At 73.9% G+C, this 26,274-nt stretch carries 23 protein-coding genes and 1 pseudogene; 10 read left to right on the top strand and 14 right to left on the bottom strand.

Features of this window, described 5'->3' with window-relative positions; genetic code table 11:
- Position 1: 1 nt before the first annotated feature.
- From ACFU9E_RS00625 to ACFU9E_RS00610, 4 genes are all read left to right on the top strand, one after another.
- Positions 2–1,276 carry an MFS transporter gene (locus ACFU9E_RS00625; RefSeq protein WP_380714691.1) on the top strand — a complete coding sequence of 425 codons (1,275 nt, stop codon included), beginning with the start codon at positions 2–4 and terminating at the stop codon, positions 1,274–1,276.
- Complete coding sequence (locus ACFU9E_RS00620) at positions 1,273–2,259, top strand: transaldolase family protein (RefSeq protein WP_380679525.1); 987 nt, start codon at positions 1,273–1,275, stop codon at positions 2,257–2,259. The genes ACFU9E_RS00625 and ACFU9E_RS00620 overlap by 4 nt, the downstream gene beginning before the upstream one ends.
- Before the next feature lie 74 nt (positions 2,260–2,333).
- A complete protein-coding gene (locus ACFU9E_RS00615; RefSeq protein ID WP_380679528.1) occupies positions 2,334–3,644 on the top strand; it encodes an MFS transporter in 1,311 nt (436 codons plus the stop codon).
- A 164-nt stretch (positions 3,645–3,808) separates the two neighbouring features.
- On the top strand, positions 3,809–4,441 hold the full coding sequence (locus ACFU9E_RS00610; RefSeq protein WP_380679531.1) for a DUF4937 domain-containing protein: 633 nt from the start codon (positions 3,809–3,811) through the stop codon (positions 4,439–4,441).
- Between the two features lie 96 nt (positions 4,442–4,537).
- Here the strand turns inward: ACFU9E_RS00610 and ACFU9E_RS00605 are convergent, their stop codons facing one another.
- From ACFU9E_RS00605 to ACFU9E_RS00575, 7 genes are all read right to left on the bottom strand, one after another.
- Positions 4,538–5,818 (bottom strand): MFS transporter, encoded by a 1,281-nt coding sequence (locus ACFU9E_RS00605; protein ID WP_380679534.1) that lies wholly within the window; start codon positions 5,816–5,818, stop codon positions 4,538–4,540.
- Entirely contained in the window at positions 5,815–6,891 is a 1,077-nt protein-coding gene (locus tag ACFU9E_RS00600; RefSeq protein ID WP_380679537.1) for a PLP-dependent cysteine synthase family protein, read from the bottom strand. Before ACFU9E_RS00600 ends, ACFU9E_RS00605 begins: the two co-directional genes overlap by 4 nt.
- Positions 6,892–7,392: 501 nt before the next feature.
- Complete coding sequence (locus tag ACFU9E_RS00595) at positions 7,393–7,713, bottom strand: hypothetical protein (RefSeq protein WP_380714727.1); 321 nt, start codon at positions 7,711–7,713, stop codon at positions 7,393–7,395.
- Between the two features lie 433 nt (positions 7,714–8,146).
- Entirely contained in the window at positions 8,147–10,120 is a 1,974-nt protein-coding gene (locus tag ACFU9E_RS00590) for a HEAT repeat domain-containing protein (protein WP_380679543.1), read from the bottom strand.
- Positions 10,121–10,283: 163 nt separating this feature from the next.
- A complete protein-coding gene (locus ACFU9E_RS00585) occupies positions 10,284–10,490 on the bottom strand; it encodes a DUF397 domain-containing protein (RefSeq protein WP_380679546.1) in 207 nt (68 codons plus the stop codon).
- Between the two features lie 175 nt (positions 10,491–10,665).
- Positions 10,666–10,869, bottom strand: coding sequence for a DUF397 domain-containing protein (locus ACFU9E_RS00580; protein ID WP_380679549.1), 204 nt, complete (start codon positions 10,867–10,869; stop codon positions 10,666–10,668).
- On the bottom strand, positions 10,866–11,693 hold the full coding sequence (locus ACFU9E_RS00575) for a helix-turn-helix domain-containing protein (protein ID WP_380679552.1): 828 nt from the start codon (positions 11,691–11,693) through the stop codon (positions 10,866–10,868). Before ACFU9E_RS00575 ends, ACFU9E_RS00580 begins: the two co-directional genes overlap by 4 nt.
- Before the next feature lie 112 nt (positions 11,694–11,805).
- Between ACFU9E_RS00575 and ACFU9E_RS00570 the strand changes: the two genes are divergently transcribed.
- On the top strand, positions 11,806–12,060 hold the full coding sequence (locus tag ACFU9E_RS00570) for a hypothetical protein (RefSeq protein ID WP_380679555.1): 255 nt from the start codon (positions 11,806–11,808) through the stop codon (positions 12,058–12,060).
- A 184-nt stretch (positions 12,061–12,244) separates the two neighbouring features.
- Complete coding sequence (locus ACFU9E_RS00565) at positions 12,245–12,733, top strand: NUDIX domain-containing protein (protein WP_380679558.1); 489 nt, start codon at positions 12,245–12,247, stop codon at positions 12,731–12,733.
- Between the two features lie 97 nt (positions 12,734–12,830).
- Here the strand turns inward: ACFU9E_RS00565 and ACFU9E_RS00560 are convergent, their stop codons facing one another.
- Together ACFU9E_RS00560 and ACFU9E_RS00555 are read right to left on the bottom strand one after the other, a co-directional pair.
- Complete coding sequence (locus ACFU9E_RS00560) at positions 12,831–13,040, bottom strand: DUF397 domain-containing protein (protein ID WP_380679561.1); 210 nt, start codon at positions 13,038–13,040, stop codon at positions 12,831–12,833.
- Between the two features lie 77 nt (positions 13,041–13,117).
- The gene (locus tag ACFU9E_RS00555; RefSeq protein ID WP_380679564.1) at positions 13,118–15,829 is read right to left on the bottom strand and encodes an ATP-binding protein; all 2,712 of its coding nucleotides are present in this window, start codon (positions 15,827–15,829) and stop codon (positions 13,118–13,120) included.
- A gap of 152 nt (positions 15,830–15,981) precedes the next feature.
- Between ACFU9E_RS00555 and ACFU9E_RS00550 the strand changes: the two genes are divergently transcribed.
- From ACFU9E_RS00550 to ACFU9E_RS00535, 4 genes and pseudogenes are all read left to right on the top strand, one after another.
- On the top strand, positions 15,982–16,359 hold the full coding sequence (locus ACFU9E_RS00550) for a nuclear transport factor 2 family protein (protein WP_380679567.1): 378 nt from the start codon (positions 15,982–15,984) through the stop codon (positions 16,357–16,359).
- Positions 16,360–16,447: 88 nt separating this feature from the next.
- A complete protein-coding gene (locus ACFU9E_RS00545) occupies positions 16,448–17,866 on the top strand; it encodes an MFS transporter (RefSeq protein WP_380679570.1) in 1,419 nt (472 codons plus the stop codon).
- Positions 17,867–17,977: 111 nt separating this feature from the next.
- A pseudogene (locus ACFU9E_RS00540) lies at positions 17,978–19,866 on the top strand (prolyl oligopeptidase family serine peptidase).
- A 26-nt stretch (positions 19,867–19,892) separates the two neighbouring features.
- Entirely contained in the window at positions 19,893–20,408 is a 516-nt protein-coding gene (locus ACFU9E_RS00535; protein ID WP_380679573.1) for a hypothetical protein, read from the top strand.
- A 30-nt stretch (positions 20,409–20,438) separates the two neighbouring features.
- Here ACFU9E_RS00535 and ACFU9E_RS00530 read toward each other — a convergent pair whose 3' ends face one another.
- The 5 genes from ACFU9E_RS00530 to ACFU9E_RS00510 all read right to left on the bottom strand — a co-directional run bounded on the left by ACFU9E_RS00530 (position 20,439) and on the right by ACFU9E_RS00510 (position 26,222).
- The gene (locus ACFU9E_RS00530) at positions 20,439–21,224 is read right to left on the bottom strand and encodes an SURF1 family protein (protein WP_355360462.1); all 786 of its coding nucleotides are present in this window, start codon (positions 21,222–21,224) and stop codon (positions 20,439–20,441) included.
- A gap of 196 nt (positions 21,225–21,420) precedes the next feature.
- Positions 21,421–23,010, bottom strand: coding sequence for a hypothetical protein (locus ACFU9E_RS00525; RefSeq protein WP_380679577.1), 1,590 nt, complete (start codon positions 23,008–23,010; stop codon positions 21,421–21,423).
- Positions 23,003–23,557, bottom strand: coding sequence for a SigE family RNA polymerase sigma factor (locus ACFU9E_RS00520; protein ID WP_355360468.1), 555 nt, complete (start codon positions 23,555–23,557; stop codon positions 23,003–23,005). Before ACFU9E_RS00520 ends, ACFU9E_RS00525 begins: the two co-directional genes overlap by 8 nt.
- 293 nt (positions 23,558–23,850) lie before the next feature.
- Positions 23,851–24,945 (bottom strand): aspartate-semialdehyde dehydrogenase, encoded by a 1,095-nt coding sequence (locus ACFU9E_RS00515; protein WP_380679581.1) that lies wholly within the window; start codon positions 24,943–24,945, stop codon positions 23,851–23,853.
- A complete protein-coding gene (locus ACFU9E_RS00510; protein WP_380679584.1) occupies positions 24,942–26,222 on the bottom strand; it encodes an aspartate kinase in 1,281 nt (426 codons plus the stop codon). The genes ACFU9E_RS00515 and ACFU9E_RS00510 overlap by 4 nt, the downstream gene beginning before the upstream one ends.
- Between the last annotated feature and the right edge of the window lie 52 nt (positions 26,223–26,274).

Genomic DNA, 26,274 nt, shown 5'->3' with positions numbered 1-26,274 from the left:
AATGCCGCCGAACCGCCCGGAGAAAAGCCCGAAGAGTCAATTCGCCAACGAATCCTCGAACCGTCTCGCATTCCTCTCGCTCGCCCTCGTCGCCTTTGTCGTCGGCACCTCGGAATTCGTCGTGGTCGGCATTCTCGGCCCGATCGCGGACGGTCTGGGAGCGGGACTGGGCACGGCCGGACTGCTCGTCACCGGCTACGCCCTGGGCATCTCCCTCGGCGGACCGGCGCTCACCGCGCTCACCCTCCGGCTGCCGCGCCGCACCCTGCTGCTCGGCGCGCTCGCCGCCTACGTGGCGGCGAGCGCCGGGGCGGCGGCGGCCGGCGGCATCGGCGTCCTGCTGGCCGCCCGCTGCGTGGCCGGGCTCGCCCACGGGGTGATCGTCGGCGCCGCCACCAGCGTGGCCGTCTCCCTGGCCGGCCCCGGCCGGCAGGGGCGGGCGATCTCGCTGGTCTTCGGCGGCATCTCGGTCGCCACCGTGCTCGGCGTCCCGCTCGGCACGCTGGTCGGGCAGTGGCTCGGCTGGCGGGCCGCGCTCACCGCGGTCGCCGTCCTCGGCGCGCTCGCCCTGCTCGCCGTCCGGCGCACCGTGCCGCCGACCGCCGCGATGGGCGCGTCCAGCCTGGCCGGGCAGCTGCGCGGCGCGCTCTCCCGGCCGGTGCTCGCCGTACTCGGCACCGCCGTGGTGCTGTTCACCGGCCAGTTCACCGCGTACACCTACCTGGCCGGCTACCTGGAGGACGTCACCGGCGTCGGCGGCCGGTTCGTCGGCGGCTACCTGCTCGCCTTCGGCACCGCCGCCGCCGTCGGCACCTTCGTCGGCGGCCGGTGCGCCGACCGCCGGGCCGCCGCCACGCTCACCGCCGGCTGCGCCGGGCTGACCGTCGCCCTGCTGGCACTGCACCTGTGCGGGCGCTCCGGCGCGGCGGCGGCCGTACTGGTCGCCTGCTGGGGGCTGGCCGGCTTCGGGCTGGTCCCGGCACTGCAGTCCCGGATCGTCGAACTCGCAGGGCCGGGCGGCGACTTCGCCGCCACCCTGGGCGTCTCGGCGGCCAACGCCGGAATCGCCGCCGGCGCCGCGCTCGGCGGCTGGACGGTCACCGCGCACGGCGTCGGCACGGTGGTGCCGCTCGGCGCCGCGATCTGCCTGGCCGCGCTGCTCGCGGTGGCGGCCGGTGCCCGACTGCGACCGGCCCCGGACACCACGCCCACCTCTGCTCCGCACTCCCTTCCCCTCGATCTCGCACTCGACCGTGAAAGGACCGTCCGAGCATGATCGGCACCCTCGACCGCCCGTCGGTACGCACCTCGCGCCCGGCCGCCGGCCTCGCCGTCTGGTACCAGCACACCCCGTCCGGCCCGGCCGGCCGCGACCGGATCTGGGAGCTCGTCGAGAGCGGGCGGATCACCTCCGTCGCCCTCACCGGGCCCGCCCCGGACGACGAACTCCGTTGGCTCTGCGACCTGTTGTCCCCGCTCCACGAGCGCGGTGACGGCCGCGACGGCCTGGTGTCCGTGCCGGTCGCCGCCCGCAGCCGCAAGGCCTGCGACCAGGTGCACGCCGCCCGCCGGCTCTCCGCCGCCGTCCACCGCCCCAACCTGCTGCCCGCCCTGCCCGCCTCCGATCCGGGCCTCGCCGCCCTCACCACCCTGCTCGGCGAGGGCATCGGCGTCCGGCTCGGCCCGCTGCACTCCGTCGCCCGCTACCGGCAGGCCGTCCGCGCCCACCTCGACGGGCTCGAACTCGCCCGCTGGCGCGGCCTCGACCTGGCCGGCATCACCTCGGTCGCGGCCTTCGGCGTCGGCGGCATCGACGTCGAGATCGACGCGCTGCTCGACCGGGCCGGCAGCCATGAGGCCAAGGCCCTCCGCGGCATGGCCGGCACCGCGACCACCCGGCTCGCCCGCGACGTGCACGCCGACGCGCACTGCACCGACGCCTCCACCCGCTGGCGCGCCCTCGCCGCGGCCGGCGCCCGCCCGCAGCACCTGGTGTGGACCCAGCTCTACCACGGCGTGCCCGGCCACCAGACCGCCCGCTACCTGGACGCGCTCGCCACCCCCGGCGCGTGCGTCGAACTGTGCGCCCCCACCCTGGAGACCCTCGACGGCACCTCCGAGATCCGCAGCCGGCGCAGTACGCGCGAGGAGCAGGACGCGCACGCGTTCACCGACCGGCTGGTCTCCTACCTGCGCTGGTTCGACATCAACCACGAGACCGTCCTGCGCTCCCTCGACGCCGCCCACGCCCACCACTGACCGGCACTGACCACTGTTGTCTGCCACTGACCGCCACTGACCACTGCTGACCACACCCCTCCGGGAGCCCGCTCATGGCACCGCAGCTCCACCTGGACCTCACCGCCTCCCCGTCGGACGCCCTCCCCTCGCCCCCGGTGCAGCGGATGGCCCTCGCCACCGGCGTGGTGGCGCTCGGCGGGCTGCTGTTCGGCTTCGACACCGGCGTCATCTCCGGCGCCCTGCTCTTCCTCAAGGAGCAGCTGGCGCTGAACTCCTTCCAGGAGGGCGCGGTGATCTCGGCCCTGCTGCTGGGCGCCGCCGTCGGCGCCCTGGCCGGCGCCCGCCCGGCCGACCGCTTCGGCCGCCGCAAGGCGCTGATCGGCATCTCGGCCACCTTCACCGTCGGCCTGGCGCTGGCCGCCGTGGCCCCGGACTTCTGGACGCTGCTGGCCGCCCGGGCCGTGCTCGGCCTGGCGGTCGGCAGCGCGTCGACGATCGTCCCGCTCTACCTCGCCGAGATCGCCCCACCGCGGCTGCGGGGCCGGATGATCACGGTGAACCAGATCCTGCTGACGGTGGGCATCCTGGTGTCCTACCTGGTCAACCTGGCCTTCGCGGGCGGCGGCGACTGGCGCGCCATGTTCGCCGTCGGGCTGATCCCCTCGGTGGCGATGCTGATCGGCACCCTCTTCATCCCGGAGACCCCGGCCTGGCTCGACGGCCGGCCCTCCCCCGCCCGCCCGCGCGCCGACCGGCCGCGTGCCCTGCTGGCCACCCCCGGTGCCCGCGCGGCCCTGCTCATCGGCGTCACGCTGGCGGCCGTCCAGCAGTTCGGCGGCATCAACTCGATCATCTACTACGCCCCCAGCATCATGGCCCGCGCCGGGCTGCCCGCCACCAGCTCGATCGGCTACTCCGTCGCGATCGGCACGGTGAACGTCCTGCTCACCGTCGCCGCCATCCCCCTGATCGACCGCGTCGGCCGCCGCCCCCTGCTGCTCTGCTCCCTGGCCGGCATGGCCCTCTCCCTCACCGCCCTCGGCATCGTCCTCGGCCCCACCCACCCTGGCCCGGTCGGCAACGCCGTCGCCCTGATCGCCATGACCTCCTACGTCGGCGCCTTCGCCATCGGCCTCGGGCCGGTCTTCTGGATCCTCGCCGCCGAGATCTTCCCGCCCGAGTCCCGCGCCCGGGGCACTGGCCTCTGCGCCCTGGTCAACTGGGCCGCCAACTTCGTCGTCGGCCAAGCCTTCCTCCCCACGGCCGACGCGATCGGCGAGCGCTGGGTCTTCTGGTTCTTCGCCGCCGTCTCGCTCACCGCCGTCCTGTTCGTCGCCCGCCGCGTCCCCGAGACCAAGAACCGTTCCCTGCCGGAGATCCAGCACGCCCTGGCCACCCGATGACGGCCCCGACCCCGCCGCCCCCGCCGCCGTCCCCGCTCGCGCGCGGCACCACCGCACTGGCCCGTTGGCGCGCCGGAGCCCCGTGAGGCACGTTCTTCGTTACGGAGTAGGAAGTCGGCCGGTCCGACTTCCTACTCCGTCGTCTGTGGGAAGGACAGATGCGCATGTGGGGCAAGTGGATCGATTGCGAGGTGCCGGAGGGCGGGCGGGGGCGGTTCTCCGACGCTCAGCGGGCCTGGGCGGCGATCGGGGACCAGCCCGGGCTGGTCGGGCAGGTGGGCGGCTGGGACGGCGGGTGCGCGCGGGTCCTGGGCCTGTGGGCCGACGAGGAGGCGTACGGGCGGTTCATCCGGGAGCGGCACGACGCGGTGGTCGCGGCGAGCGGCCAGGGCGGGACGTACGCGGCGATCGAGGTGGCCGCGGGTGAGGTCGTCCTGGAGATGGCCGGTGACGCGGCGGACCTGGCCCGTGCGCTCGGAACCGCCGCCCTGCTGCGGGTCGCCGACTGCCAGGTCCGCCCCGGGCGGACGGAGCACTTCCTGGACGTGCAGCGCGAGGTGTGGGCGCCCGGCATGGCAGCGGCCGGGGGCATGCTGGGCGGCGTCGTCACCCGGCTGGACCCGCGACGCCACCTGGTCACCACCCTGTGGTCCGGCGCCGCCGCCCACGAGCGGTACGTCACCGAGCACTTCCCCGCCCTGCGGGAGCGCGCGGCGGTCACGGACGACCTGCAGGCGCTGACCGGCCATCTGCTGCCCCTGGAGCCGGCCTGGACGGTGCTGCCCGCCGACCGGTGACGGCAAGGGCCCCGTCGCTCTCGCGGCAGGACGGACGGCAGGACCGATCGCGCGACGGGGGCGCCGCCGGCCCGTCGACCGGCGGCGCCCTTGCGGCTACCCGGGAACCACCGCGGGCCCGTTGAGCCGGCCGGTGCGGTGGAGGGCGTGCAGGGCCGCCGCGCAGAGCAGGCCGAGGACGGTGAGCGCGAGCCAGGGCAGGACGGCCAGGCCCGCCGAGCGGGCGGCGTCGAGGGCCGCACCGGTCAGCAGGTTCCCGAGCGTGATGCCGATGCCGCAGACGGTGTTGTAGAGCCCGTAGTGGGTGGCGACCAGGCGGTCCCCGGAGAGTCTGACCACCGTGTCCATCTCGAACGGGTACGCGACCATCGTTCCCAGCGCCAGCAGCAGCGCCGCCAGGGCCGGCGGTCCGACGGCCAGCGCCCACCGCCCGGCGCCCGACCCGGGTGCGGGGAGCCCCGAGGTCACGAGCAGCGGGACGAACGCCGCGCCCATGGCGACGAGCCCCAGGGCCGGCGCCGCGCCCGGAGCGATCCGGCGCCGGCACCAGGCGGTGACCCGGGTCTGCAGCAGGACCGTGCCCAGCCCGGAGACCACGAACAGCAGCGCCGTGGCCGCCGTCCCGCCGCCGCCGTCCCCGCCCAGCCGCCGGACCTCCAGCGGCAGCGCGAGGTACACCTGGAACGAGAGCACGTACGCACCGGTCATCGCGCCGGCGAAGAGCAGGAACGGCCGGTTGGCCAGCACCCCCCGCCACTGCGCGAGCACCCCCGCCCTCTCCGGCCCGCCGGCCGGCTCGGCACCGCGCCGGGCGGGCAGTGAGCGGATCTGCACCACGCTCAGCACCGCGAACACCCCGGCGGCGACCAGGCAGGTGGTCCGGAAGTCCACCGCCGTGAGCGCCATGCCGACCAGCGGGCCGAGCAGGATGCCCGCCTGGTAGAACACGTTGAACAGCGCGAAGGCCGTCACCCGTCGCTCACCGGCGTCCCGCGCCAGGTAGGCGCGCACCGCCGGGTTGAACAGCGCCCCGGCCAGTCCGGTCGCCGCCGACGCCGCGATCAGCGCGGGCAGCGAGGCGGACACTCCGAGCGCGGCGAAGCCCACCGTGCGCAGCAGGCAGCCGGCGACGATCAGCGGCTTGTAGCCGAGCCGGTCGGCGAGGGTGCCGCCGACCAGGAACATGCCCTGCTGGGTGAAGTTCCGTATGCCGAGCACGAGTCCGACCGTCCAGCCGGCCATGCCGAGCGTCCCGGAGAGGTGCGCGGCCAGGTAGGGCATCAGCATGTAGAAGCCGAGGTTGATGGTGAACTGGTTCACCATCAACAGCCGGACGCTGCGCTCGTACCCCCTGAACTGGGCGAGCACGCCGGTCACTCGGGCTCCCCCACGGCCAGCGGGTCGACGACCGTGGCGCACCTGGTCCAGCGGGTGACCTCCTTGTCCTCGGGGTGGGCGATCTCGTCCGGCTCGTCGGCCGGGGGCCGGTCGAGCAGGTCGTGGGCGGCGCAGTACTCGTCGTCGTACACGGTGCCGAGGTAGCGCTGCGGCCCGTCCGGGAAGACCGCCGCGATGCGGGTACCGGCGGGGTGCGTCCGGGCCAGCCAGCCGGCCACCAGGGCGACCGCGCCCACGCTCCAGCCGCCGGTGGCGTAGTACGAGGCCGCGAGGCGGCGGCAGGTCCAGACGGCCTCGGCGGGGGCGACCCAGTGGACCTCGTCGAAGCTGTCGTAGGCGACGTTGCGCGGCAGGATGCTGGAGCCGAGGCCGCGCATCAACCGGGGGCGGGCGGGCTGGCCGAAGATCGTCGAGCCGATGGTGTCCACGCCGACCACCCGCAGGCCGGGGTAGAGCCCGCGCAGCACGCGGGAGATCCCGGCGGAGTGACCGCCGGTTCCGACGCTGCACACCAGCACGTCGATGTGCCGTAGCTGGGCGGCGAGTTCGAGCGCGAGCGGGGTGTAGGCGGTGGTGTTGTCGGGGTTGTTGTACTGGTCCGGGCACCAGGATCCGGGGTGCTGGGCGAGGAGTTCGGTGACCCGGTCGCGCCGGGCCTGCTGCCAGCCGCCCCGCGGGTGCGGGGTGGCCACCATGTCGATCTCGGCGCCGTAGGCGGTGAGCAGCCTGGTCATGGAGGGTTCGAGCCCGGGGTCGGTGACCAGGGTCACCGGGTGCCGGTACACCATTCCGGCGAGCGTCAGGCCCAGGCCGAGGGTGCCGCTGGTGGACTCGATGATCCGGCCGCCGGGCTGCAACTCGCCACGAGTGATGGCACGTTCGACCATGTGCAACCCGGGCCGGTCCTTGATGCCGCCGGGGTTGAAGCCCTCCAGTTTGGCCCAGAAGCCGCGGCCCGACGGTGCGAGCGGCTCGCCGATGTGCAGCAGCGGGGTGTTGCCGACCAGGCCGGTGAGGGCGGATCGGTCGTCCGGGGTGGTGATCGAGGTCATGTCTCGTTTCCTGTCGATGGGTTGGCGGAAGCGGGGCGCGTGATGACCACGGGACTCCTATATCCGCCACCGACCGGTGACGAGCAGCGGGCCTCTCGGGCCGGGGGTGGGGGTGGTACCCGCAGGACCCTCTGGGCGGGTCACGGGCGGGTCTGCGGCGCCACCGTCGTCGGCGGGAGCGGGGGCGGGCGTCGGGACGGGCACGGTGGGGCGCGCGTTCCGGGACGTCCCCGCCTCGGCCGTCGGGCTGTCGCAGTGCGGGGCCGTCTGCGCTTCCGCGGCGGACGTCCCGTGCGATCGGACGGCGGCGGGGGCGCCGGTGTGCTGCCGGCCGCAGTCGACGGCGAGCAGGGGGAGCAAGCTCAGGAGAAGGGCCAGGAGCCGAGTGGGCATGGCGGGACTCCGCGCGGCTGCGCGAGGGCAGCGGCGATCGGTAGCGGTGGGATTGGGATGCCGACGGAGGCGCGGGGGTGCACTGGGGCACGCCGGCGCCTGGGTCGGCTAAACCCTCAGATTCGCGACCTGATGCGGAGGTTCGGGCGCGTGCCCGCCCGTGGGCGGTGCCGCAGGGGACGGCGCCGGCTCGTCGCCCGTCGTGACCGGTACCACCGGCACCGGCGTCACTGTTTCGGCGGAAGGCCCGTCCTCCGGCTTCCCGGAGAGGCACTCGGCGCCCGGGTGGTGGGCATCACCCTGGCCTTGTTGTCCTTCGTGGTGCGTCGGCTCCACGGATCCCTGGTGAACCCCCGGGACCGCCTGCACCTGAGCAGCGTGGCCGGCCCCGCCCTCCGGGCTGAGCCCGTGCGCCGCGAACACGGCCACCAGCAGCGCCCCCAGGCAGAGCAGACGCGTCACCACCCCATGGGGGCGGACGCGTCGTGCGCGGAACGGCGACCAGACGGTGACCACATCGTCATACTAACCCGGAAGCTATCTCCTCTCGCAGCAAACACTTCTGATGCTCGGTCGATGAATGAGGGACGCTGCCAGTCCCGACAGGGATGACGGATGGGCCTCGACAGCACTTCCCTGATGATCAGTGGACCCCGGTCTCCTGGAGTTCGTCCGTTCCGCCCAGTTCCGCAGCCTGGAGAGGGAGACGAGACGAAACGACGGGACCGACATCCGCCCGTTCCTGACGTTCCTCTCGGCGCGCGGAGTGCCCTGGCGTAGAGCGGGCCGACGCGATCTCGTGGACTACTGGGCAGGCCCGGCTATGCGGCAGGGCCGAGCTTCAGATGGTGGTTACGGCCGGTCAGCCACAAGCGGCAAGCAGCTCTTCGAGCGCGGCGCGGATGGCTTCGTCCTGGGTGAAACCCCGCCAGCCGCCATTACTTCGGAGCCGCTGATCACGGGCCGGCACACCGCGGAGGAGCTGCGCGGCAGGTAGGGCAGCGTGGCCGACCTGGGCCAGGTGACGAACGGCGGGGAGCATGACGGGGAGACAGGTGCCGTCGGGCAGCTCCTGAACGGCACTCGTCATGGCCGGGACACTGATCTCGACATCGCCGGTCGCGGCCCAGAGCGCGTACGCCGCCTCGACCCGGGTCCAGCGGTCGTTGTCGGCGGCCAGAGCCCGGAGCCGGTCCGCGTAGCGGGCGGCATGAGGGCCGAGGTCAGCGATCATGCGCAGGGAGGGACGCGCGATGCCCCCTTCGGAGTCAGCGCGCCCAAGCGCTTCCAGGGCCGGTCCGGGATCGCCGCAGACCTTCCAGTAGGCCCAGGCCGCGCGTGCTTCGCCGCTGTTCGATCGGGCCAGCAGCAGGTCTTGTGCAGGGCTCCCCGCCACCCCTGTTCCCGCCAGCGCGTCTGCTGCCGCTGCCCAGGTCCGGTCGTTCTCCAAGAGGCCGAGCAGCTGGGGAACCACTGCCTCCGCAGCGGGACCCCAGCCCGCGAGTACCCGGCAGAGGCCGTTGAGCGCGTGATCATCTGTGACGGCACCGAGTTGTGTGCCGATCGTCGGCAGGAGCAGCTCGGCATGGTCGGCGAGGCGGCCCAGAACCTCGTGGATCGAGGGGAGGACGACATGGTGCAGGCCGGCGGTGTCGGGATAGTGAGCGGAGCCCTTGGCGAAGCCCGATCGTGTGTCTGCCATCAGCTCGATCAGGCCCGGCACGCAGCGCGGATCGTTCATCCGGGCCAGCGCCCACAAGGCGGCCTCGGCAGGAGTCTCCCGGTTACGGGTGTCCCGCGCGGCGGTGTCGTCGAGCAGGACGGCGACCTTGTCGGCGTGGGCCACGGCAGCCGGGCCGAGGCAGGCGAGCAGCTCGGCCGCCCGGAACCGGACCTCGGGGGCGGGATCGTCCAGCCGCGCGGCGAGGACGGGCAGGAGGCCGGTGCTCACCGAACGCCACTGCGCCAGCAACCCGCCCGCCTGGGCCAGTGCGCCGACCCGCTGGTCGACGTCGGGGTGGTCCCTCAGCAGTCCGAGCGTGAAGGTGGGGGACGGCCCGGTGAACAGCGCCGCCGTCCAGCGGTGGACACGCTGGACGTCGCCCTCGACCGAGCTGGTGTGCCGCCACAGTTCGACGCTCGGGTCCCGGACCGCTTCCAGCAGGACGCCGACCTGTTGGACGGCAAGATCCGGGTCGGCCGGGGCGAGCGCGTGCACCGCCGCCAGGCGGGTCTGCGCGTCCGGGGCGTCGAGCAGCCCGCGGAGTACCTTCAGGACCTCAGTGGCGCGCGGTCCAGCCGGCGCCCGTCCCACCGCCTTGCCGAGCGCGAGGACCACGTCGAGACGGGTCGCCGGATCGGCCTCCGCCTGCCAGCACCGCACAAGTGCCGGCAGGACGAGATCACCGGGGCTCTCGCAGACCCCGAGCAGGTGAGCTGAGTCCCGCCGGATCTCCGAGGCGGGATCAGTGAGCAGGACCAGCACCTTCGGAAGGGCCTGTTCCCACGCCGGCCGCCAGCCGGGGTCGAGGAGCCCCTCCTCCACCCGACCGGCCTCGGCCGCCAGCCTCGACACCAGCTCCAGCACCACGCGGCGGCTGGGGAGCGGGACGACCGGACTCGCGGCCAGCCGCAACAGCGAAGGAAGCGCGGCAGGTGCCGCCGAGCAGATCCAACCGCCCTGGTGGAAGAGCAGGTTGAGTACGTCGAACGCCGCGTCGACGGCATCGTCCGGATCCGGCCCCGCACACCGACGCAAGAGGTCGGGCACGTCCTCGGCGGACCCGTAGTTGTGCGCCAGCGCCGCCCAGTCAACCGCGTCTATTCCCTCCCACATGCCCGCGACCTTACCGCCGAGTCCCGTACACAGACGACGGGAAGTCGGTGCCACGGGTAGTGGCGATACGAGCGCACATGTCGAGGATCCGAGGCTCAGCAGTTGAACAGAAGGACTTGGCAGGAAACCGGATGCCGGTCGAGGCCCATCGTCGGGCGGTGGTTCAGATGGTGCCGAACTCGCCGGCCTGGACGGCGGCGACGAAGGAGCGCCAGGCGTCGGCGGGGAAGAGGAGGGACGGGCCCTGGGGGTCCTTGGAGTCGCGGACGGGCATGACGCCGGTGTAGCCGTCGGCGACCTCGATGCACCCGCCCCCGCCATTGCTGTGTGAGCTCTTGCGCCACTTGGCTCCGGACAGGTCAACGTGCATGGCGTCCAAGCTCCTTCTTAACAGGCTGTCGACCTGGCAAGCGCCCCGAGGTACACGGCGGCCAGTCAGGGTCTCAACGGTAGGGCCGCCGAGAAGCCGAGTGAATCCCCAGAACCGGTCATTCAGCGACGATGGCCCTGACCGATGTGTTCGGTCAGGGCCATCGGGCGGTGGTTCAGATGGCGCTGAACTCGCCGGCCTGGACGGCGGTGACGAACGCGGCGAACTCGGAGGGCGGAAAGACCAGGACGGCGCCCCGGGGGTCCTTGGAGTCGCGAACGGGCACGACGCCCTCGGCGAGGAGGTTCCGTGCGACCTCGACGCAATTGCCGCCGTTGCTGCTGTACGAGGACTTGAACCACTGAGGATCGGCGGTCACGGGAGTTCCTTCCTTAACTGGCGGATCAAGGCCACGGACTCAGCCTGGGAGAGCGCGAGGGCCTGTAGCTGATAGTAGGACGTCAGCACCGGTAGCACCGCGTCGCTGTCCCGCTCCAGGTGCCCCTGCTGGGCGGACTCCGCGTAGGACATAAGAGCGCGGTTGGGAAGCGTCAGCACGTTCACCGGCAGGTCGAACGAGCGGTCCTCGCCTATGGCGTACGGGGCCACCTGGAGCACGGTGTTCGGCAGCTCGCCAAACGCCACCAGGTGGTCCAGCTGTGCGGCCATCACGGCCGGGCCGCCGACCGGCCGGCGGATGCAGCTCTCGTCCATGACCACGTGGACCAACGGTGCAGGCTCACGGCGCAGTTGGGCCTGGCGGCTGGCCAGGACCTTCACTCGCTCGTCGGCCTGCTCCGGCGTGATACTCCCCCGGCGAACCGCCCCAGTGGCGATGGCCGCCGCGTACTCCTTGGTCTGGAGCAGTCCCGGCACGATGCCGAGATCGAAAAGCCTGAGTTCGACCGCACGCCGCTCGTGGGTCACGTACTCCGGAAATCCCTCCAGCAACGCCGAGTACTTCACGTCGCCGGCCCGCCGCTTGAACACGCCATCCGTTCCAAACGCGAGGTCAAGTCTCAGAGCCAGACGAGTGGTTGGAGGACGGCGGCCGGTTTCCACTGCCGAGATATGCGTTGCCGAATAGCCCGTCGCCTCTGCCACTTCGTCCTGGGTCCACCCTCGGGACTCGCGCGACGTGCGGAGAAAGGCACCGAACGCAGCTGCGGGAGACGAATCCGGGTCCAGCTCAACCTTGTTCACGAACCAGCGCCCTAACTATTCGAGCACGCCTGACACGTTGAAGACCACTCCGACTGTACGCCACAGTGAGTCGCCCCGGGTAGTGAACCGACTACGGAAGGGAGCGACCGTCATGTCGCGAAAGAATTCGACCCCCACCTACCAGCCCCACATCGGCGAGGTCGTCCGAGACCTCGGGCACCGGGACTTCTCCGGCAAGCCCGTCGAAGCCGTCTACATGGACACCCTCGCCGGACTGGTCTACCTCCGCCCCGAGGCCGGCGGCTGCGAGTGGACCACCAAGCCCGAACACGTCCAGGCCCTCACCGAGCCCCGCTTCGTCACCGTCCAGCACCCCAGCCGGCCGCGCACCGCCGACGTGGCGTGAAGCTGCTCGCCGCCGTCCTCGGCGTCGCCACCCTCTCCGCCCTCGCCGCCACGGCCGCCTGCTGGCCCATCCACGACGGGCCCCTCGCGCCCCAACTCCTCATCTTCGGGCTGATCCTCACCACCGGAATCTCCGCCGGACTGCCTGCCTGCTTCACCCGGCTCTCGCCCAACAGGAGCACCACATGCTTCACCACCTCCCCGCCATCCTCACCACCCCGCCCCGCCGACGCCTCGGCCACCAGGCCCTCATCCTCAACCGCGACGGCGCCGTCCTCCTGATCGCCACCGCCTACAAGTCCGGCCTCATGCTCCCCGGCGGCAGCGCCGAAGCCAACGAACTCCCCCACCTCGCCGCCCGCCGCCACACCGAAACCGAAACCGGACTCGTCCTCCCCCTGCGCCACATCCTCGCCACCGACTACGTCGACGCCCAACTCCTCCCCGAAGGCATCAACTTCGTCTACTGGGGCGGCCACCTCACCGGCGCCCAGGAAACGATCGTCGCCCGCCACCGACCCCCCGCCACCATCACCGCCGTCCACTGGCTCCACCCCCACCAACTCCCCGACGCCATGGCCCCCGACCAGCACCGCCGCACCACCCAAGCCCTCACCGCCCTCACCAACGGCACCCACCTCCCCTTCCTCCTCCGCGGCACCCCCGCCGAATAGCCCCGTCCGCGCGGCGGTCCCTGACGCCGACGTTCGCGCTGAACCGCCGATGGCCCTGACCGATGCGTCGGTCAGGGCCATCGCGTCCGGGTAGCGGTCAGACGGTTCCGAACTCTCCGGCCCGAACGGCGGCGACGAACGCGGCGAACGCAGTGGAGGGGAAGACGAGCGCGGGACCGGACGGGTCCTTGGAATCACGGACGGGGACAACACCGGGGAAGTCCGGAGCGACCTCGACGCAGTCGCCCCCGTTGCTGCTGTACGTACTCCTACGCCACCGAGCGTTGGCAAGGTCGATGTGCTGCATGCGCTCCCAACTCCTTCCAACGGTCGTCTCGACATAGGGCTTTGACCCACAGCCGAGCGTAATCCGTCCCCGTCCCCTCAGAACAGCGCCACCAGCTCCGTCCGCGAGGCGATCCCCAGCTTCGGGTACGCCTTGTACAGGTGGTGCCCCACCGTCCTCGGGCTGAGGAAGAGCTGCGCCGCGATGTCCCGGTTGGTGAGCCCCTGCGCCGCCAGCCGGGCGATCTGCAACTCCTGCGGGGTGAGCACCGCCAGCGCCCCCGCCGGAACGGCCGGCGCCGTCGGGGCCGCCGTGCCGGTGGCGGTCAGCTCCCCCCGCGCCCGGTCCGCCCACGGCGCCGCGCCCAGCCGCTCGAAGGTCTCCAGCGCCGCGCTCAGGTGCGGCCTCGCATCCGTCCGCCGCCGCCCCCGCCGCAGCCACTCCCCGTACAGCAGCGCCGTCCGCGCCTGCTCGAACGGGCGCTGGGTGCCCTCGTGCAGTTCCAGCGCCCCCCGGTACGCGGACTCGGCCAACTCGTCCGGCCCCAGCAGTGCCTGGCAGCGCAACCGTACCGCCTCCGCCCACGGCGTCCCCGCCGCGCCCGCCCAGCGCGCGAAGCGCTCGTACGGCTCCGCCGCCCGCTCCGGCTCGCCCAGCCGGACGGCCGCCTCGACGAGGTCGGCCACCGCCCGGGTGGCGCCGATGTGGTGCCGGTAGGGCCCGGTGGTGAGCGCGTGCAGCCGGTCGGCGGCGGACGCCGCGCGGCCGCGGCCGAGGTCCAGCAGCGCGAGCGCCCACTGCGCCCAGGGCTCACCGGCAGCGGACGCGGACGAGCCGGAGACCAGGGCGTCGCCGGCCAGCTCCACACACCGCTCGTCGGCACCACCCAGAGCCGCCAAACACGCCAGCATCCCGGCGAGTTGGCTGGTCCACTGGTGCTGTCCGGTGTCCCGGGCGAGCGCGTACCCCTCCGCCGCCGTGACTTCCGCATCGCGGTGCCGCCCGTGGAACAGCTCGGCCTCGGCCAGGAAGAACTGGAGCGTGGGCAGCACCCCCACCGTCCCCTTGGCCCGGGCCTCCGCGACCAGCTCCGCCGCCAGCTCCAGCGTCTCGTGGTCGCGCCCGAGGACGAGCGCCGCGCCGCACAGCTGCACCAGGTCGACCGGGCTCTCCGCCCCCGCCTTCCGCGCCGCCTCGGCGGTCGTCCGCACGTCGGGCACCGGCCCGGCGGCGGGACGCCCCAGGGCCGGCAGCACGGCGGCCGGCAGGTCCCGGGCCAGCGGGGCGAGCGGCTCGTCGGGGCCGAGCGGGAGGGCGGCCAGCCGGTCCAGCACGGTGGCCACCGGCTCCTCGCCGACGTACCAGGCGGCATGGAAGGCCTGGAGCAGCATCCGCGCCGCGTAGGCGGGCTCGATGTCGGTGGCGGCGGCGTCCAGCAGTAGCCGGTACGCGGCCGGGTAGGCGCCGCGCCAGAAGTGCGCGACCGCCCGGACCTGGTCGAGCAGGGCGTGCGCGAAGACACTGTCGGTGCGCGGCCCGGCCCGGTCCGCCAGCGCCTCCGCCTGCGCCAACTTCCCTTCCTGAGTGGCTGCTTCGGCCGCCAGTACCAGCCGGCGAGTGGCACCGTCGTGGTCCGGGGTGAGCCCGGCGGCACGCTCATAGGCGGCCGCCGCGCCGCCGTGCGCACCGCGCGCCTCGGCCCGTTGGGCGGTGAGCTCCAGGGCGTCGGCGAGGTCGGCGTCGGGCGCGGTGGCGGCCAGTGCGAGGTGCCAGGTACGCCGGTCGCCCTCCTCCAGGACCTCGCCGATCGCCCGGTGAACCTCCAACCGCTGTTGCAGGGGTGTGCGTTGGAGGACGGAGGCACGCAGCAGCGGATGCCGGAAGACGAGCCTGCGCGCGGCGCTGACGGTGATCAGCCGGACCCGTTCGGCGGGAGCGAGCGCCCCGGCGTCCACCCCGAGCACGGCGGCTGCGGCCAGCACGACGTCCAGCTCGCCGTTCTCCTCGGCCGCGGCGACCAGGAGCAGCGCCTGGGTGGCCGCCGGCAGTCCGGTCACCTGGCCGTGGAAGGCCATCAGCAGCCGACTGGTGAGCGCCAGCCCTCCGGACGCGCAGTCCGCCTCCATCCAGGGGAGTTCGACGAGCGCCAGGGGGTTGCCCGCCGCCTCGTCGAGCAGCCGTCGGCGGGCCGGTTCGGGCAGCGCCCCGCCCGCGCGGTCGGCGAGCAGCCGGACGGCGTCCGCCTCGGCGAGCCCGTTCAGCCGCAGCTCCGGGAGCCCGGCGAGCGGCAGCACCTCGGCCCCGGCCCCCGCGTCCCGGGCGGCGAGCAGCAGCGCGACGCCCTCCGCCTGGAGCCGGCGGGCCGCGATCAGCAGCGCGTCCAGCGAGGACGGGTCCAGCCACTGCAGATCGTCGACGACGCACAACAGCGGCTGCTCGACGGCGAGTTCCGCCAGCAGCCCGAGCGTGGCCAGCCCGGTGAGCAACCGGTCCGCACCACCGGCCGCCTCCCCGAGACCGAACACGCCCTCCAGCGACCGCCGTTGCGGCCCGGGCAGGGCCTCCAGCCGGTCGAGCCCCGGTGCCAGCAGCTGGCTGAGGCCCGCGAAGGGGAGTTCGGCCTCGTACTCGACGCCGGTCGCCCTGATCACCCGGACGCCGTCCCCGGCCGTCGCCACCGCGTGCTCCAGCAGCGCCGTCTTGCCGATCCCCGGCTCGCCGCGCAGCACCAGCACCCCGCTGCGGCCGTCCCGCGCCCCGTCGAGCAGCGCGTCGACGGCGGCCCGCTCCCGTTCCCGTCCGTACAGCACCCGGTCTCCCTCCCGATACGCCCGACCCTACTGGCGGTGACCTACGTACACCCCTACCTATCCGTGACGGATTCGCCCGCCGCCCGCCGCCCGTACCGTCTTGACCAGCGGGAACGGCCCGCCAACAGCCCTACCGGACAAGGGAGAAGACCATGACCGACACCCAGCCGACCGACCTCCGGCAGCTCGCCGCCCGCTACCTCGCCGCCTGGAACGAGACCGACCCGGCCGCCCGCCGGAAGCTGGTCGACGACGCCTGGGCCGAGGACGGCAGCTACACCGACCCGCTGGCCGCCGTTTCCGGCCGCGAGGCCGTCGACGCGCTGATCGGCGCCGCCCAGGCGCAGTTCCCCGGCCTGGTGTTCACCCTCGGCCCGGTCGACGCCCACCACGACATCGCACGTTTCACGTGGAACCTCGGCCCGGCCGGCGAGGAGCCGCTGGTCATCGGCTTCGACGTGCTGGTCGCCGACGCGGCGGGCCGGATCGCCTCGGTGTACGGCTTCCTCGACCGCGTCCCGGGCGCCTGAGGTCGACACCGCCCCCTCCGGCCGGCGGGGGCGGGCGCCCCACCGCCCGTTCCCGCCGCTCCCCCGATCTGCCCCAGGAGACGAAGAGTTGTCCAGGACGCTCACCGCCCGTCCGACCGCCCGCACGACATCGGCCGCCCCCGCCCCGCGCGGTCTGCTGCCGGTCCTCCTGACCGCGACCTTCATGACCGCCCTCGACGTCTTCGTCGTCAACGTCGCCATCCCCTCCCTCCAGAACGACCTACGGGCCGGACCGGCCGCCGTGCAATGGGTGGTCGCCGGCTTCGGCCTCGCCTTCGCCGCCGGACTGATCACCGCCGGCCGGCTCGGCGACCGCTACGGCCGGCGCCGGCTGTTCGGACTCGGCCTGTCCCTGTTCACCCTGGCCTCGGCGGCCTGCGGCCTGGCGCCGACCGCGGACGCGCTGGTCGCCGCCCGGGTGGCCCAGGGACTGGCGGCGGCGCTGATGAGCCCGCAGGTGCTGGCGATCCTGCGGACGGCGTACAGCGGCGCCGCGCAGGCCCGGGCGTTCTCGATGTACGGGCTGACCATGGGGATCGGCGCCGTCTTCGGCCAGCTGATCGGCGGGGTGCTGATCCGCGCCGACCTGTTCGGCCTGGACTGGCGCAGCTGCTTTCTGCTCAACCTGCCGGTCGGCCTGGCCGCCCTGGCGCTGGTGCGGCGCTGCCTGCCCGAGTCGCGCGCCCCGCACCGGCCGGGCCTGGACCCGGTGGGTGTCGCGCTGGTCACCGTCGCGCTGACCGGCCTGGTGCTGCCGCTGATCCAGGGCCCCGGGGCCGGCTGGCCGCTGTGGACCTGGCTCTGCCTGGGCGCCTCGATCGCCCTGCTCGCGCTCTTCGCCGTCCACCAGCACCAAAGCGGCCTGGCGGGCCGCTCACCGCTCCTGGACACCCGGCTGTTCGCCGGCCGCGCGTTCACCACCGGCCTGCTCGCGCAGCTGGCCTTCTCGCTCGGCCAGGGGTCGTTCTTCCTGGTGCTCGCGCTCTACCTCCAGCCGGGCCGCGGCCTGGACGCGCTCGGCGCGGGCCTGGTCTTCACCGCGATCGGCCTCGGCTACCTGGTGACCTCCACCGCCGTGCACCGCGTCACCGCCCGGCTGGGCCGGCAGACGATCGCGCTCGGCGGGCTGCTGATGGCCGCCGGGCTGGGCCTGCTCGGGCTCGCGGTGCACGCCACGGGCACCACCGGCAGCGTCTGGTGGCTGGCGCCCGGCCTGTTCGTGGACGGGCTCGGGATGGGCCTGGTGATCGCCCCGGTGACGTCCGCGGTGCTGGCGGTCGTCGAACCGCGGCTGGCCGGCTCGGCGGCGGGCCTGGTGGCCACCGTCCAGCAGGTGGCGGGGGCGCTCGGGGTCGCACTGATCGGCATCCTGTACTACGCCGCCGACAACCCGGCCACCGCGTTCGGGCGCAGCCTCGCGGCGCTGGCGGTGCTGGAGGTGCTGCTCGCGGGCCTGGTCCAGCTGCTGCCGCGCCGCACGGGGTGAGCCACTGGGCGCGGGAGGGTGGGGGTCGCATCGCGGAGCGTCCCCTCTCCCTTCCGCTTCCCTTCCGCCCTCCCGTTCCGTTTCCTCCCCCCGATCGGGTTGGATGGGTGGATGAGCGAGGAGAAGAGCGCCGTACCGGCGTGGGAGCAGCGGTTCAGGGCGGCACGGGTCTCCCTGCCGGACTGGGCGGAGGACGCCCCCGAGCGGGCGCTGTACGTGTCCAACGCCAGCGGCACCTACGAGGTCTACGCCTGGGACCGCGCCACCGACACCCACCGGCGGGTCACCGACCGCCCCAATGGCACCACCGACGCCGAGCTGTCCCCCGACGGCGAGTGGATCTGGTGGTTCGACGACAGCGACGGCGACGAGTTCGGCATCTGGCGCCGTCAGCCCTTCGCCGGCCGCCCCGAGGGCGCCGACGGCCCCGACGAGGAGGCCGTCCCCGGCCTCGCCCCGTCCTACGAGGCGGGCCTGGCCCTGGGCCGGGACGGCACGTGGTGGTCGGCCGCTCCACCGACGACGGCGGCACCACCCTGCACCTGCGCCGCCCCGGTGCGGCGCAGGCCGTCGAGATCTACCGGCACGCCGAGTACGGCGGCGTCGGCGACCTCAGCCACGACGGCACCCTGCTGGCCATCGACCACACCGAGCACGGCGACGCCATGCACGGCGCGATCCGGGTCGTCCGGCTGCCCGCCGAGGGCGCCGACGTCACCACCGTGGCCGAGCTGGACGAGGTCACCGGCCACGACGAGCCGCACGGGGTGGCCTGCCTGGGCTTCGCGCCGCTCGACGGCGACACCCGGCTGCTGGTCGCCCACCAGCGCACCGGCCGCTGGGAGCCGATCATCTGGGACGTCGCGACCGGCACCGAGACGGCGCTGCGGCTGCGCGACGAGCAGGGCCGCGAGCTGCCCGGCGACCTCTCCGCCCAGTGGCGGCCCGACGCCCGCACGCTGCTGATCGAGCACGAGTACGAGGCGCGCAGCGAGCTGTTCTCGTACGCGCTGGACGAGGGCGTGCTCACCCGGCTGGACACCCCGCGCGGCACCGTCGGCGGCGCCACCCCGCGCCCGGACGGCACCGTGGAGTTCCTCTGGTCCTCCGCCGCCGAGCCGTCGGCCGTGCGGTCCACCGCCGGCACCGTGGTGCTGCGCGCGCCCGGCGCCGTCCCGCCCGGCTCGGTGCCGGTCGAGGACGTCTGGGTGGACGGGCCCGGCGGGCGGGTGCACGCGCTGGTCCAGCGGCCGGCCGGCGCCGGAGCGGGCGAGGGACCGTTCCCGACCGTGTTCGAGGTCCACGGCGGCCCGACCCACCACGACAGCGACTCCTTCGCCGCCGGACCGGCCGCCTGGCTGGACCACGGCTTCGCGGTGGTCCGGGTCAACTACCGCGGTTCCACCGGCTACGGCCAGGCCTGGACGGACGCGCTGCGCGAGCGGGTCGGGCTGATCGAGCTGGAGGACATCGCCGCCGTGCGCGAGTGGGCGGTGGCGAGCGGGCTGGCCGATCCGGAGCGGCTGGTGCTGTCCGGCGGCTCCTGGGGCGGCTACCTCACGCTGCTCGGCCTCGGCACGCAGCCGGAGCTGTGGAGCCTCGGCGTCGCCGCCGTGCCGGTCGCGGACTACCTGACGGCGTACGAGGACGAGATGGAGGCGCTGAAGGCGATCGACCGCACGCTCTTCGGCGGCACGCCGGAGGAGGTGCCCGAGCGCTGGACGGCCTCCTCGCCGCTGACGTACGTCGATCAGGTGCGGGTGCCGGTGTACATCAGCGCCGGGGTGAACGACCCGCGCTGCCCGATCAAGCAGATCGACAACTACGTCGAGCGGCTGGAGCAGCTCGGCAAGCCGCACGAGGTGTACCGGTACGACGCCGGGCACGGGTCGCTGGTCGTGGACGAGCGGATCAAGCAGCTGCGGCTGGAGATCGAGTTCGTCCGCCGGCACCTCGGCGGTGCGGCGGTGGGCGAGAATCGGGCGGACGCGCGGCCGTAGGGGACGCGGGAACGGGGGGGTACGGGGTGAGGCGCCTGCTGACGATCGTGGGGGCGGGGGTGGCCGGGGTGCTGGTGCTCACCGGCTGCTCGGGCCAGGACGGCGGTGACGGCGGCGGGAGCGCGGCCTGTCCGCCGCCCGCCTCGCCGTCGCCGTCGTGGTCCCCGTCACCGACGGCCACCTCGACCGTGGTGAGTGCGGCGTTCCGCACCACCACGGTCGAGGTGGCCCGGGCCGGGGAGGACGGCGGCGTGGTGGTGCTCGCCAAGTCGGGCTCGAAGGGGTCCACGGGGTCCAAGGGGTCCAAGGGCTCGAAGAGCGGACGCAAGACGCGCCACCACACCGACACCTACGACTCGGACCACAACAACGGCGGCGGCAACGGCAACAACAGCGCCCGCCGGTGCGACAACCCGCCGCCGACCGTCCCACCCTCGCCCACGGCGCCGACACCGTCGGTACCGACGCCGGCTCCGAGCGTGCCGACCGTCCCGGCCAAGCCGGCCGTTCCGGCCGTTCCGCCGGCGAAGCCGACCCGCTGACCGGAGGGCCGGACGACCGGCCGTCCGCTGTCAGTCCAGGACCGGGTCCAGCCCGAGGGCCCGGTCCTGCTCCGCCTCCGCCTCGCGGCGCACCAGGCGGAACCACATGAACACCACGAAGCCGCCGAAGACGAACCACTCCAGCGTGTAGCCGAGGTTCTGGAACGCGCGCAGGGAGAGCCCGTCACCGCCCTGCGGCTGCACGGTCGGCACGGGGGTGAACCCTTCCGGCGCGGTGTCGGTGGACACCCAGCCGTCGTACCAGCCGTCCAGGGCGAGCTTGTTGACGAGCGCGGCCCGGTTGATCGTGCCGAGCTGCCCGTCCGGGAGGCCACCGGCGACGGCGCCGCCGCTGCCGCTGGTCTCGCCCGCCTGGAGGCGGCCGGTCACGGTCACCTCACCGGCCGGCGCGGGCACGGTCGCCCCGGCCGGGGGTTCACCGGCCGCCCAGCCGCGGACGACCGCGGCGGTCCGGCCGTCGGCGGTGCGCAGCGGGGTGAGCACGTAGTAGCCCTGCTTGCCGTCCAACACGCGGTTGGGGACGAGCAGTTGGTGCTCCTGTTCGAAGGTTCCGGTGACCGTCACGGCGCGGCCGACGGTGTCGGTGGTGACCTGCGGGCGGTCGGCGGCGAGCACGTCGTCGAGCGGCCGGGGGGCGCCGCCGTCGGCCACCGCCCGGCTGATCTCCTGGTGCGAGGAGACCCGGTCCTCGAACCGGCCGAGCTGCCAGGAGCCGAGCCAGACGCACACCGCGACGGCCGCGACGGCCAGCGCGGTGCCGCTCAGCCAGCGCGGGGTGAGGAGAAACCGGTACACACCCCCCACGGTAACCACTCCTCACACCTCGCCCGCCCCCAGGGCCCCCGCACCCCCGAAAAATGTGCGGACCGGTCGACCTGCGTCACCCGCTCCGAACGCACCGAACACCACCGCCGGAGCAGGAAGTCGGACCCGCCGACTTCCTGCGCACCGCACCCCGCACCCCGCCCACCGGCAGCCGGCAGCCGACAGATCACCCCGCCGACGGGGAAGTGCGGGGCGCACCGGCCGGGGCGTCGGCCGGCACCGGCTGCGGCAGCGTCCGGTACACCGTCCCCGCGCAGGCGCCGGGCAGGACGGCGGTCGCGGCGGCCGGATTGCCCGGCGCCGGGGTGTACGCCAGGGTCACGCTCGTCGAGGGCCTGCTCGGGCCGGCCGTCGGGGTGGCCGACGGGCTCGGCGCCCCGGTGGGCGTCCCCGCCGTCGTCGCGCTCGGACGCGGCGGCGTGGTCGGCTCCGCGGTGGGATCGGACGCCGGGACCACCCCGGGCACCCCGCTGGTACCGCCCGCCGAGGTCATCGGTCCGCTCGTCTGGACCCCGCCGGCCGCGCCGCCGCCGGTGCCCGCCGAGCCGCCGCCGGAGGCCGTACCCCCCGTGCTCCCCGAGCCGCCCGTGTCACCGCCGGTCCCGCCGGAACCGCCACCACTGTTCGCACCCGGCACCGCGCCCGGGCCCGCCCCCGGTCCGGTGCTCGCGGTACCGCCGGGAACGGGCCCGCCGCCCCCCGTCGTCCCGCCGCCCGAGGTGCCGCCCCCGGACGTACCGCCGCCCGAACTCCCGCCGCCGCCCGACGTGCCGCCCCCGGACGTACCGCCGCCCGAGGTCCCGCCGCCGCCCGACGTGCCCGGCTGCCCGGACCCGGTGGAGGCGCTCGGCGAGGCCGTCCCTCCCGGCGTCGAACAGCCCGCCGGGTCCGGGATCCAGGCGAAGTCCACCCGGTACCCGGCCCGGGGTACGAGGACGGGGCCGTCGCTCCCCGCGTCCTTCCCGGTCGCGGGTCCGGACGAGGGGCCGGGCGCGGGCAGCTCGGTGGCCGGGTCGCCTGCGGTGTGGAAGGCGATCCGGACGCGGCCGCTGTCCGGCGTCGCGACGCCGGTGACGGTGACCGAGCCGGGCCCGCCCAGCTGGCAGCTGCGCCCGGACACGTTGGTCACGGTGAAGGAGCCGTAGATCCTCCCTTCCGCGTCCGCGGCGCCGAGCTGCGTGGCGCCCTGCCCGAGGTCGGAGCGCGTGCACAGCGCCGGCGCCGGGGCGTCGCTCCCGCCGGTGGTGGTGGCGGCGGCCGGGGGGACGGTGCCGGGCGCGGGACGGGTGGTGCTCGGGCCGGCGCTCGGCGAGCCGCCGACGGTGCCGGACGGGATGCCCGGTACGACCGGCAGCCCGAGGTCGGTGGCCGGGGGCGGTTCGGGCGTGCCGGTGGCGCCGCCGGGGACGGTGCCCGTGACGGTGGCGGAGGCGCTCCCGCTCGCGGTTCCGGGCGAGCCGGGACCACCGGACAGGCCGAGGTGGTCCGCGGTGTGCAGGGCCGGCATCAGGAAGGAGGCGGCGGCCACCACCGCGGCGGCGCCCGTCCAGGCCCCGCGCCGGACGGCCCGCCGGCGCGGCACCGCCCGCCGGATGTGCTGCAGGCCGCCGGGTGCGGGCTGCACCTCGGCCACGGCGCGCTGCATCAGCTCCCGGACCAGCCGCTCCTCGCGCTCACGGGGTTCCTCCCCGTCGAAGGCGGCGCCCCCGCCGAACGCGGCACCCCCGCCCGTGCCCGTACCGTCGTTCTCAGCCATGCCCGGCCTCCATCTGGACCCGCAGCGCGGCAAGCCCTCGTGAGCCGTACGCCTTCACCGAACCGAGCGAGATGCCCAGGGTCTCCGCCACCTGCGCCTCCGTCATGTCCACGAAGTAGCGCAGCACCAGAACCTCCCGCTGACGGCGTTGCAGACCCCGCAGAGCGACCTTCAACTGGTCACGCTCCAGCGCATCGTAGGCGCCTTCCTCTGCACTGGCCATGTCAGGCATCGGCTTCTGCAGCAACCGCAGTCCGAGGATCCTGCGCCGCAGCGTCGAGCGGGACAGGTTGACCACGGTCTGCCGCAGGTAGGCCAGCGTCTTCTCGGGTTCGCGCACCCGCCGCCGGGCCGCGTGCACCCGGATGAACGCCTCCTGGACGACGTCCTCGCAGCTCGACAGGTCGTCGAGGAGCAGCGCGGCCAGTCGCAGCAGAGAGCGGTAGTGCGCCTGATAGGTCTCGGTGAGCAGATCCTCGCTGGTCCCGGCGGCGGTGCCGGTGCTACCGGCGCCGGAGTCCGCGGCGCCGGGTGCGACTGCCGTCATCTGGCTATCTTCCGGCCTGTCCGCAGGCCACTGGACACGCGACGGGAACGACACTGCGGCTCTCGCCGAGATGCCCGTCCCTGCCCCCACCATCACGTTCGCCACGCCCGTTGGACACTCGATCCCCTGTCATGGTTGCCCAGCCCGGCGGACATTCTTCCGCATGGACGGAAGGGGCGCCCAGGGGATTCGGCGAGGATTCCTGGCACAGTCGGCGAACATCCCGCGCAGAGCCCCGGCACCGTCCGCACCGGGCCCGGTCAGCCCGCGTCGGTGTCCCGGCCCGGACCCGGTCAGACCGGGTCGGTGTCCCAGCCCGGGTCGGTGTCCGGCGCCGCGTCGCCGCCCTCGGCGGCCACCAGCTCCGCGATCTGGAGCGCGTTCAGCGCCGCGCCCCGGCGCAGGTTGTCCCCGCAGAGGAAGAGGTCCAGCGCGTTCGGATCGTCCAGCGCCCGCCGCAGCCGCCCCACCCACACCGGGTCCGTGCCGACCGCGTCGTTCGGCGTGGGGAACTCGCCCGCCGCCGGGTCGTCGTACAGCACCACCCCGGGCGCCTCCGCCAGGAGTTCCCGGGCGTGCTCCTGGGTGACCTCGCGCTCGAACACCGCGTGCACGGCGAGCGCGTGGGTGCGCACCACCGGGATCCGCACACAGGTGGCGGAGACCTTCAGCCGGGGCAGCGCGAGGATCTTGCGGGACTCGTCGCGCACCGTGCGCTCCTCGGACGACCAGCCACCGTCCGTCAGCACCCCGGTCCAGGGCACCGCGTTGAGCGCCAGCGGGGCGGCGAACGGCCCGTGGTCGGCGATCACCGCGCGCAGGTCGCCGGTCTGCTCGCCGACGTCGGTGCCGGCCACCTGGGCGAGCTGGGTGCGCAGCGCGTCCGCGCCGACCCGGCCGAGTCCCGAGGCGGCCTGGTAGGAGGCGACGACCAGCGACTCAAGGCCGTACTCGGCGTGCAGCGCGCCGATCGCCGCGATCATGGTCAGGGTGGTGGAGTCGGGGCTCGCCACGATGCCGCGCGAGCGCATCCGGGCAGCCGCCGCGTTGACCTCGGGCACCACCAGCGGAACGGCGTCGTCCAGCCGGAACGCGCCGGAGTTGTCGACCACCACGACACCCTTGGCGGCCGCGATCGGCGCCCAGCGGGCGGCGATCTCCTCGGGGACGTCGAACAGCGCGACGTCGATCCCGTCGAAGGCCTCCTCCCGCAGCGGGAGCACCTCCACGGGCTCCCCGCGCACGACCGCCTTGCGGCCGGCCGAGCGCGGGGAGGCGACGAGACGGATCTCGCCCCAGATGTCCTGGCGGAGGGAGAGCAGGCCGAGCAGCACCTCGCCGACCGCGCCGGTGGCGCCGACGACGGCGAGGTTCGGCCGCCGGGTCATCGCCCGGTGCCTCCGTACACGACGGCCTCGTCCGTCTCGCTGTCCAGCCCGAAGGCGCTGTGGACGGCCTGGACGGCCGCGTTGACGTCCTCGGCGCGGGTGACCACCGAGATGCGGATCTCCGAGGTGGAGATCAGCTCGATGTTGACGCCGGCCGCGGAGAGCGCCTCGAAGAAGGTCGCGGTGACCCCCGGGTTGGAGCGCATGCCCGCGCCGACCAGCGAGATCTTGCCGATCGCGTCGTCGTAGCGGAGCGACTCGTAGCCGATGCCCTCCTTGACCCGGTCGAGCGCGTCGATGGCCTTCTGGCCCTCGGTCTTCGGCAGCGTGAAGGAGATGTCGGTCAGACCGGTCGACGCCGCGGAGACGTTCTGCACGACCATGTCGATGTTGATCTCGGCGTCGGCGATGGCGCGGAAGATGCGCGCCGCCTCGCCCGGCTTGTCGGGGACGCCGACGACCGTGACCTTCGCCTCGGACGTGTCATGGGCGACTCCGGAGATGATGGCCTGCTCCATCTCGCCCCCTTCGGGCTGGTTCGGGTTGTCGTTGCTGACGATCGTCCCGGGGAGGCCCGAGAAGGACGAGCGTACGTGAATCGGGATGTTGTAGCGGCGCGCGTACTCCACGCAGCGGTCGAGCAGCACCTTGGAGCCGGACGAGGCCAGCTCCAGCATGTCCTCGTACGCGATCCAGTCGATCTTGCGGGCCTTCTTCACCACGCGCGGGTCGGCGGTGAACACGCCGTCCACGTCGGTGTAGATCTCGCAGACCTCCGCCTTGAGGGCGGCGGCGAGGGCGACCGCGGTGGTGTCCGAGCCGCCGCGACCGAGCGTGGTGATGTCCTTGCTGGACTGCGACACGCCCTGGAAACCGGCCACGATCGCGATGTTGCCCTGGTCGAGGGCGGTGCGGATGCGGCCCGGCGTCACGTCGATGATGCGCGCCTTGTTGTGGACGGAGTCGGTGATGACGCCGGCCTGGCTTCCTGTGAACGACTGCGCCTCGTGGCCCAGGGATTTGATCGCCATGGCCAGCAGCGCCATGGAGATGCGCTCTCCAGCGGTCAGCAGCATGTCGAACTCGCGGCCGGCGGGGAGAGGTGACACCTGCTCCGCGAGTTCGATGAGCTCGTCCGTCGTGTCGCCCATCGCGGACACCACGACGACGACCTCATGGCCGGCCTTCTTGGCGTCAACGATTCGACGGGCCACGCGCTTGATGCCCTCGGCATCCGCAACGGATGAGCCGCCGTACTTCTGCACGACAAGGCCCACGTGCGCTCCTCGACTTGTGTCGTCTTCCGGGGGCGATCGGCCCCCGCACCCC

This window comes from Kitasatospora sp. NPDC057595, from assembly GCF_042800875.1.
In the GTDB taxonomy this organism is placed as follows: Bacteria; Actinomycetota; Actinomycetes; order Streptomycetales; family Streptomycetaceae; genus Kitasatospora.
Note: the sequence above shows the minus strand (reverse complement) of the source record. Positions and strands in the feature narration are given on the sequence as shown.

Coding starts and splice junctions, on each gene's coding strand:
- ACFU9E_RS00525 (WP_380679577.1), bottom strand. CDS start 23,010: ATGGCTGAGAACGACGGTACGGGCACGGGCGGGGGTGCCGCGTTCGGC.
- ACFU9E_RS00585 (WP_380679546.1), bottom strand. CDS start 10,490: ATGCACGTTGACCTGTCCGGAGCCAAGTGGCGCAAGAGCTCACACAGC.
- ACFU9E_RS00620 (WP_380679525.1), top strand. CDS start 1,273: ATGATCGGCACCCTCGACCGCCCGTCGGTACGCACCTCGCGCCCGGCC.
- ACFU9E_RS00590 (WP_380679543.1), bottom strand. CDS start 10,120: ATGTGGGAGGGAATAGACGCGGTTGACTGGGCGGCGCTGGCGCACAAC.
- ACFU9E_RS00570 (WP_380679555.1), top strand. CDS start 11,806: ATGTCGCGAAAGAATTCGACCCCCACCTACCAGCCCCACATCGGCGAG.
- ACFU9E_RS00550 (WP_380679567.1), top strand. CDS start 15,982: ATGACCGACACCCAGCCGACCGACCTCCGGCAGCTCGCCGCCCGCTAC.
- ACFU9E_RS00520 (WP_355360468.1), bottom strand. CDS start 23,557: ATGACGGCAGTCGCACCCGGCGCCGCGGACTCCGGCGCCGGTAGCACC.
- ACFU9E_RS00515 (WP_380679581.1), bottom strand. CDS start 24,945: ATGACCCGGCGGCCGAACCTCGCCGTCGTCGGCGCCACCGGCGCGGTC.
- ACFU9E_RS00560 (WP_380679561.1), bottom strand. CDS start 13,040: ATGCAGCACATCGACCTTGCCAACGCTCGGTGGCGTAGGAGTACGTAC.
- ACFU9E_RS00565 (WP_380679558.1), top strand. CDS start 12,245: ATGCTTCACCACCTCCCCGCCATCCTCACCACCCCGCCCCGCCGACGC.
- ACFU9E_RS00625 (WP_380714691.1), top strand. CDS start 2: ATGCCGCCGAACCGCCCGGAGAAAAGCCCGAAGAGTCAATTCGCCAAC.
- ACFU9E_RS00610 (WP_380679531.1), top strand. CDS start 3,809: ATGTGGGGCAAGTGGATCGATTGCGAGGTGCCGGAGGGCGGGCGGGGG.
- ACFU9E_RS00600 (WP_380679537.1), bottom strand. CDS start 6,891: ATGACCTCGATCACCACCCCGGACGACCGATCCGCCCTCACCGGCCTG.
- ACFU9E_RS00615 (WP_380679528.1), top strand. CDS start 2,334: ATGGCACCGCAGCTCCACCTGGACCTCACCGCCTCCCCGTCGGACGCC.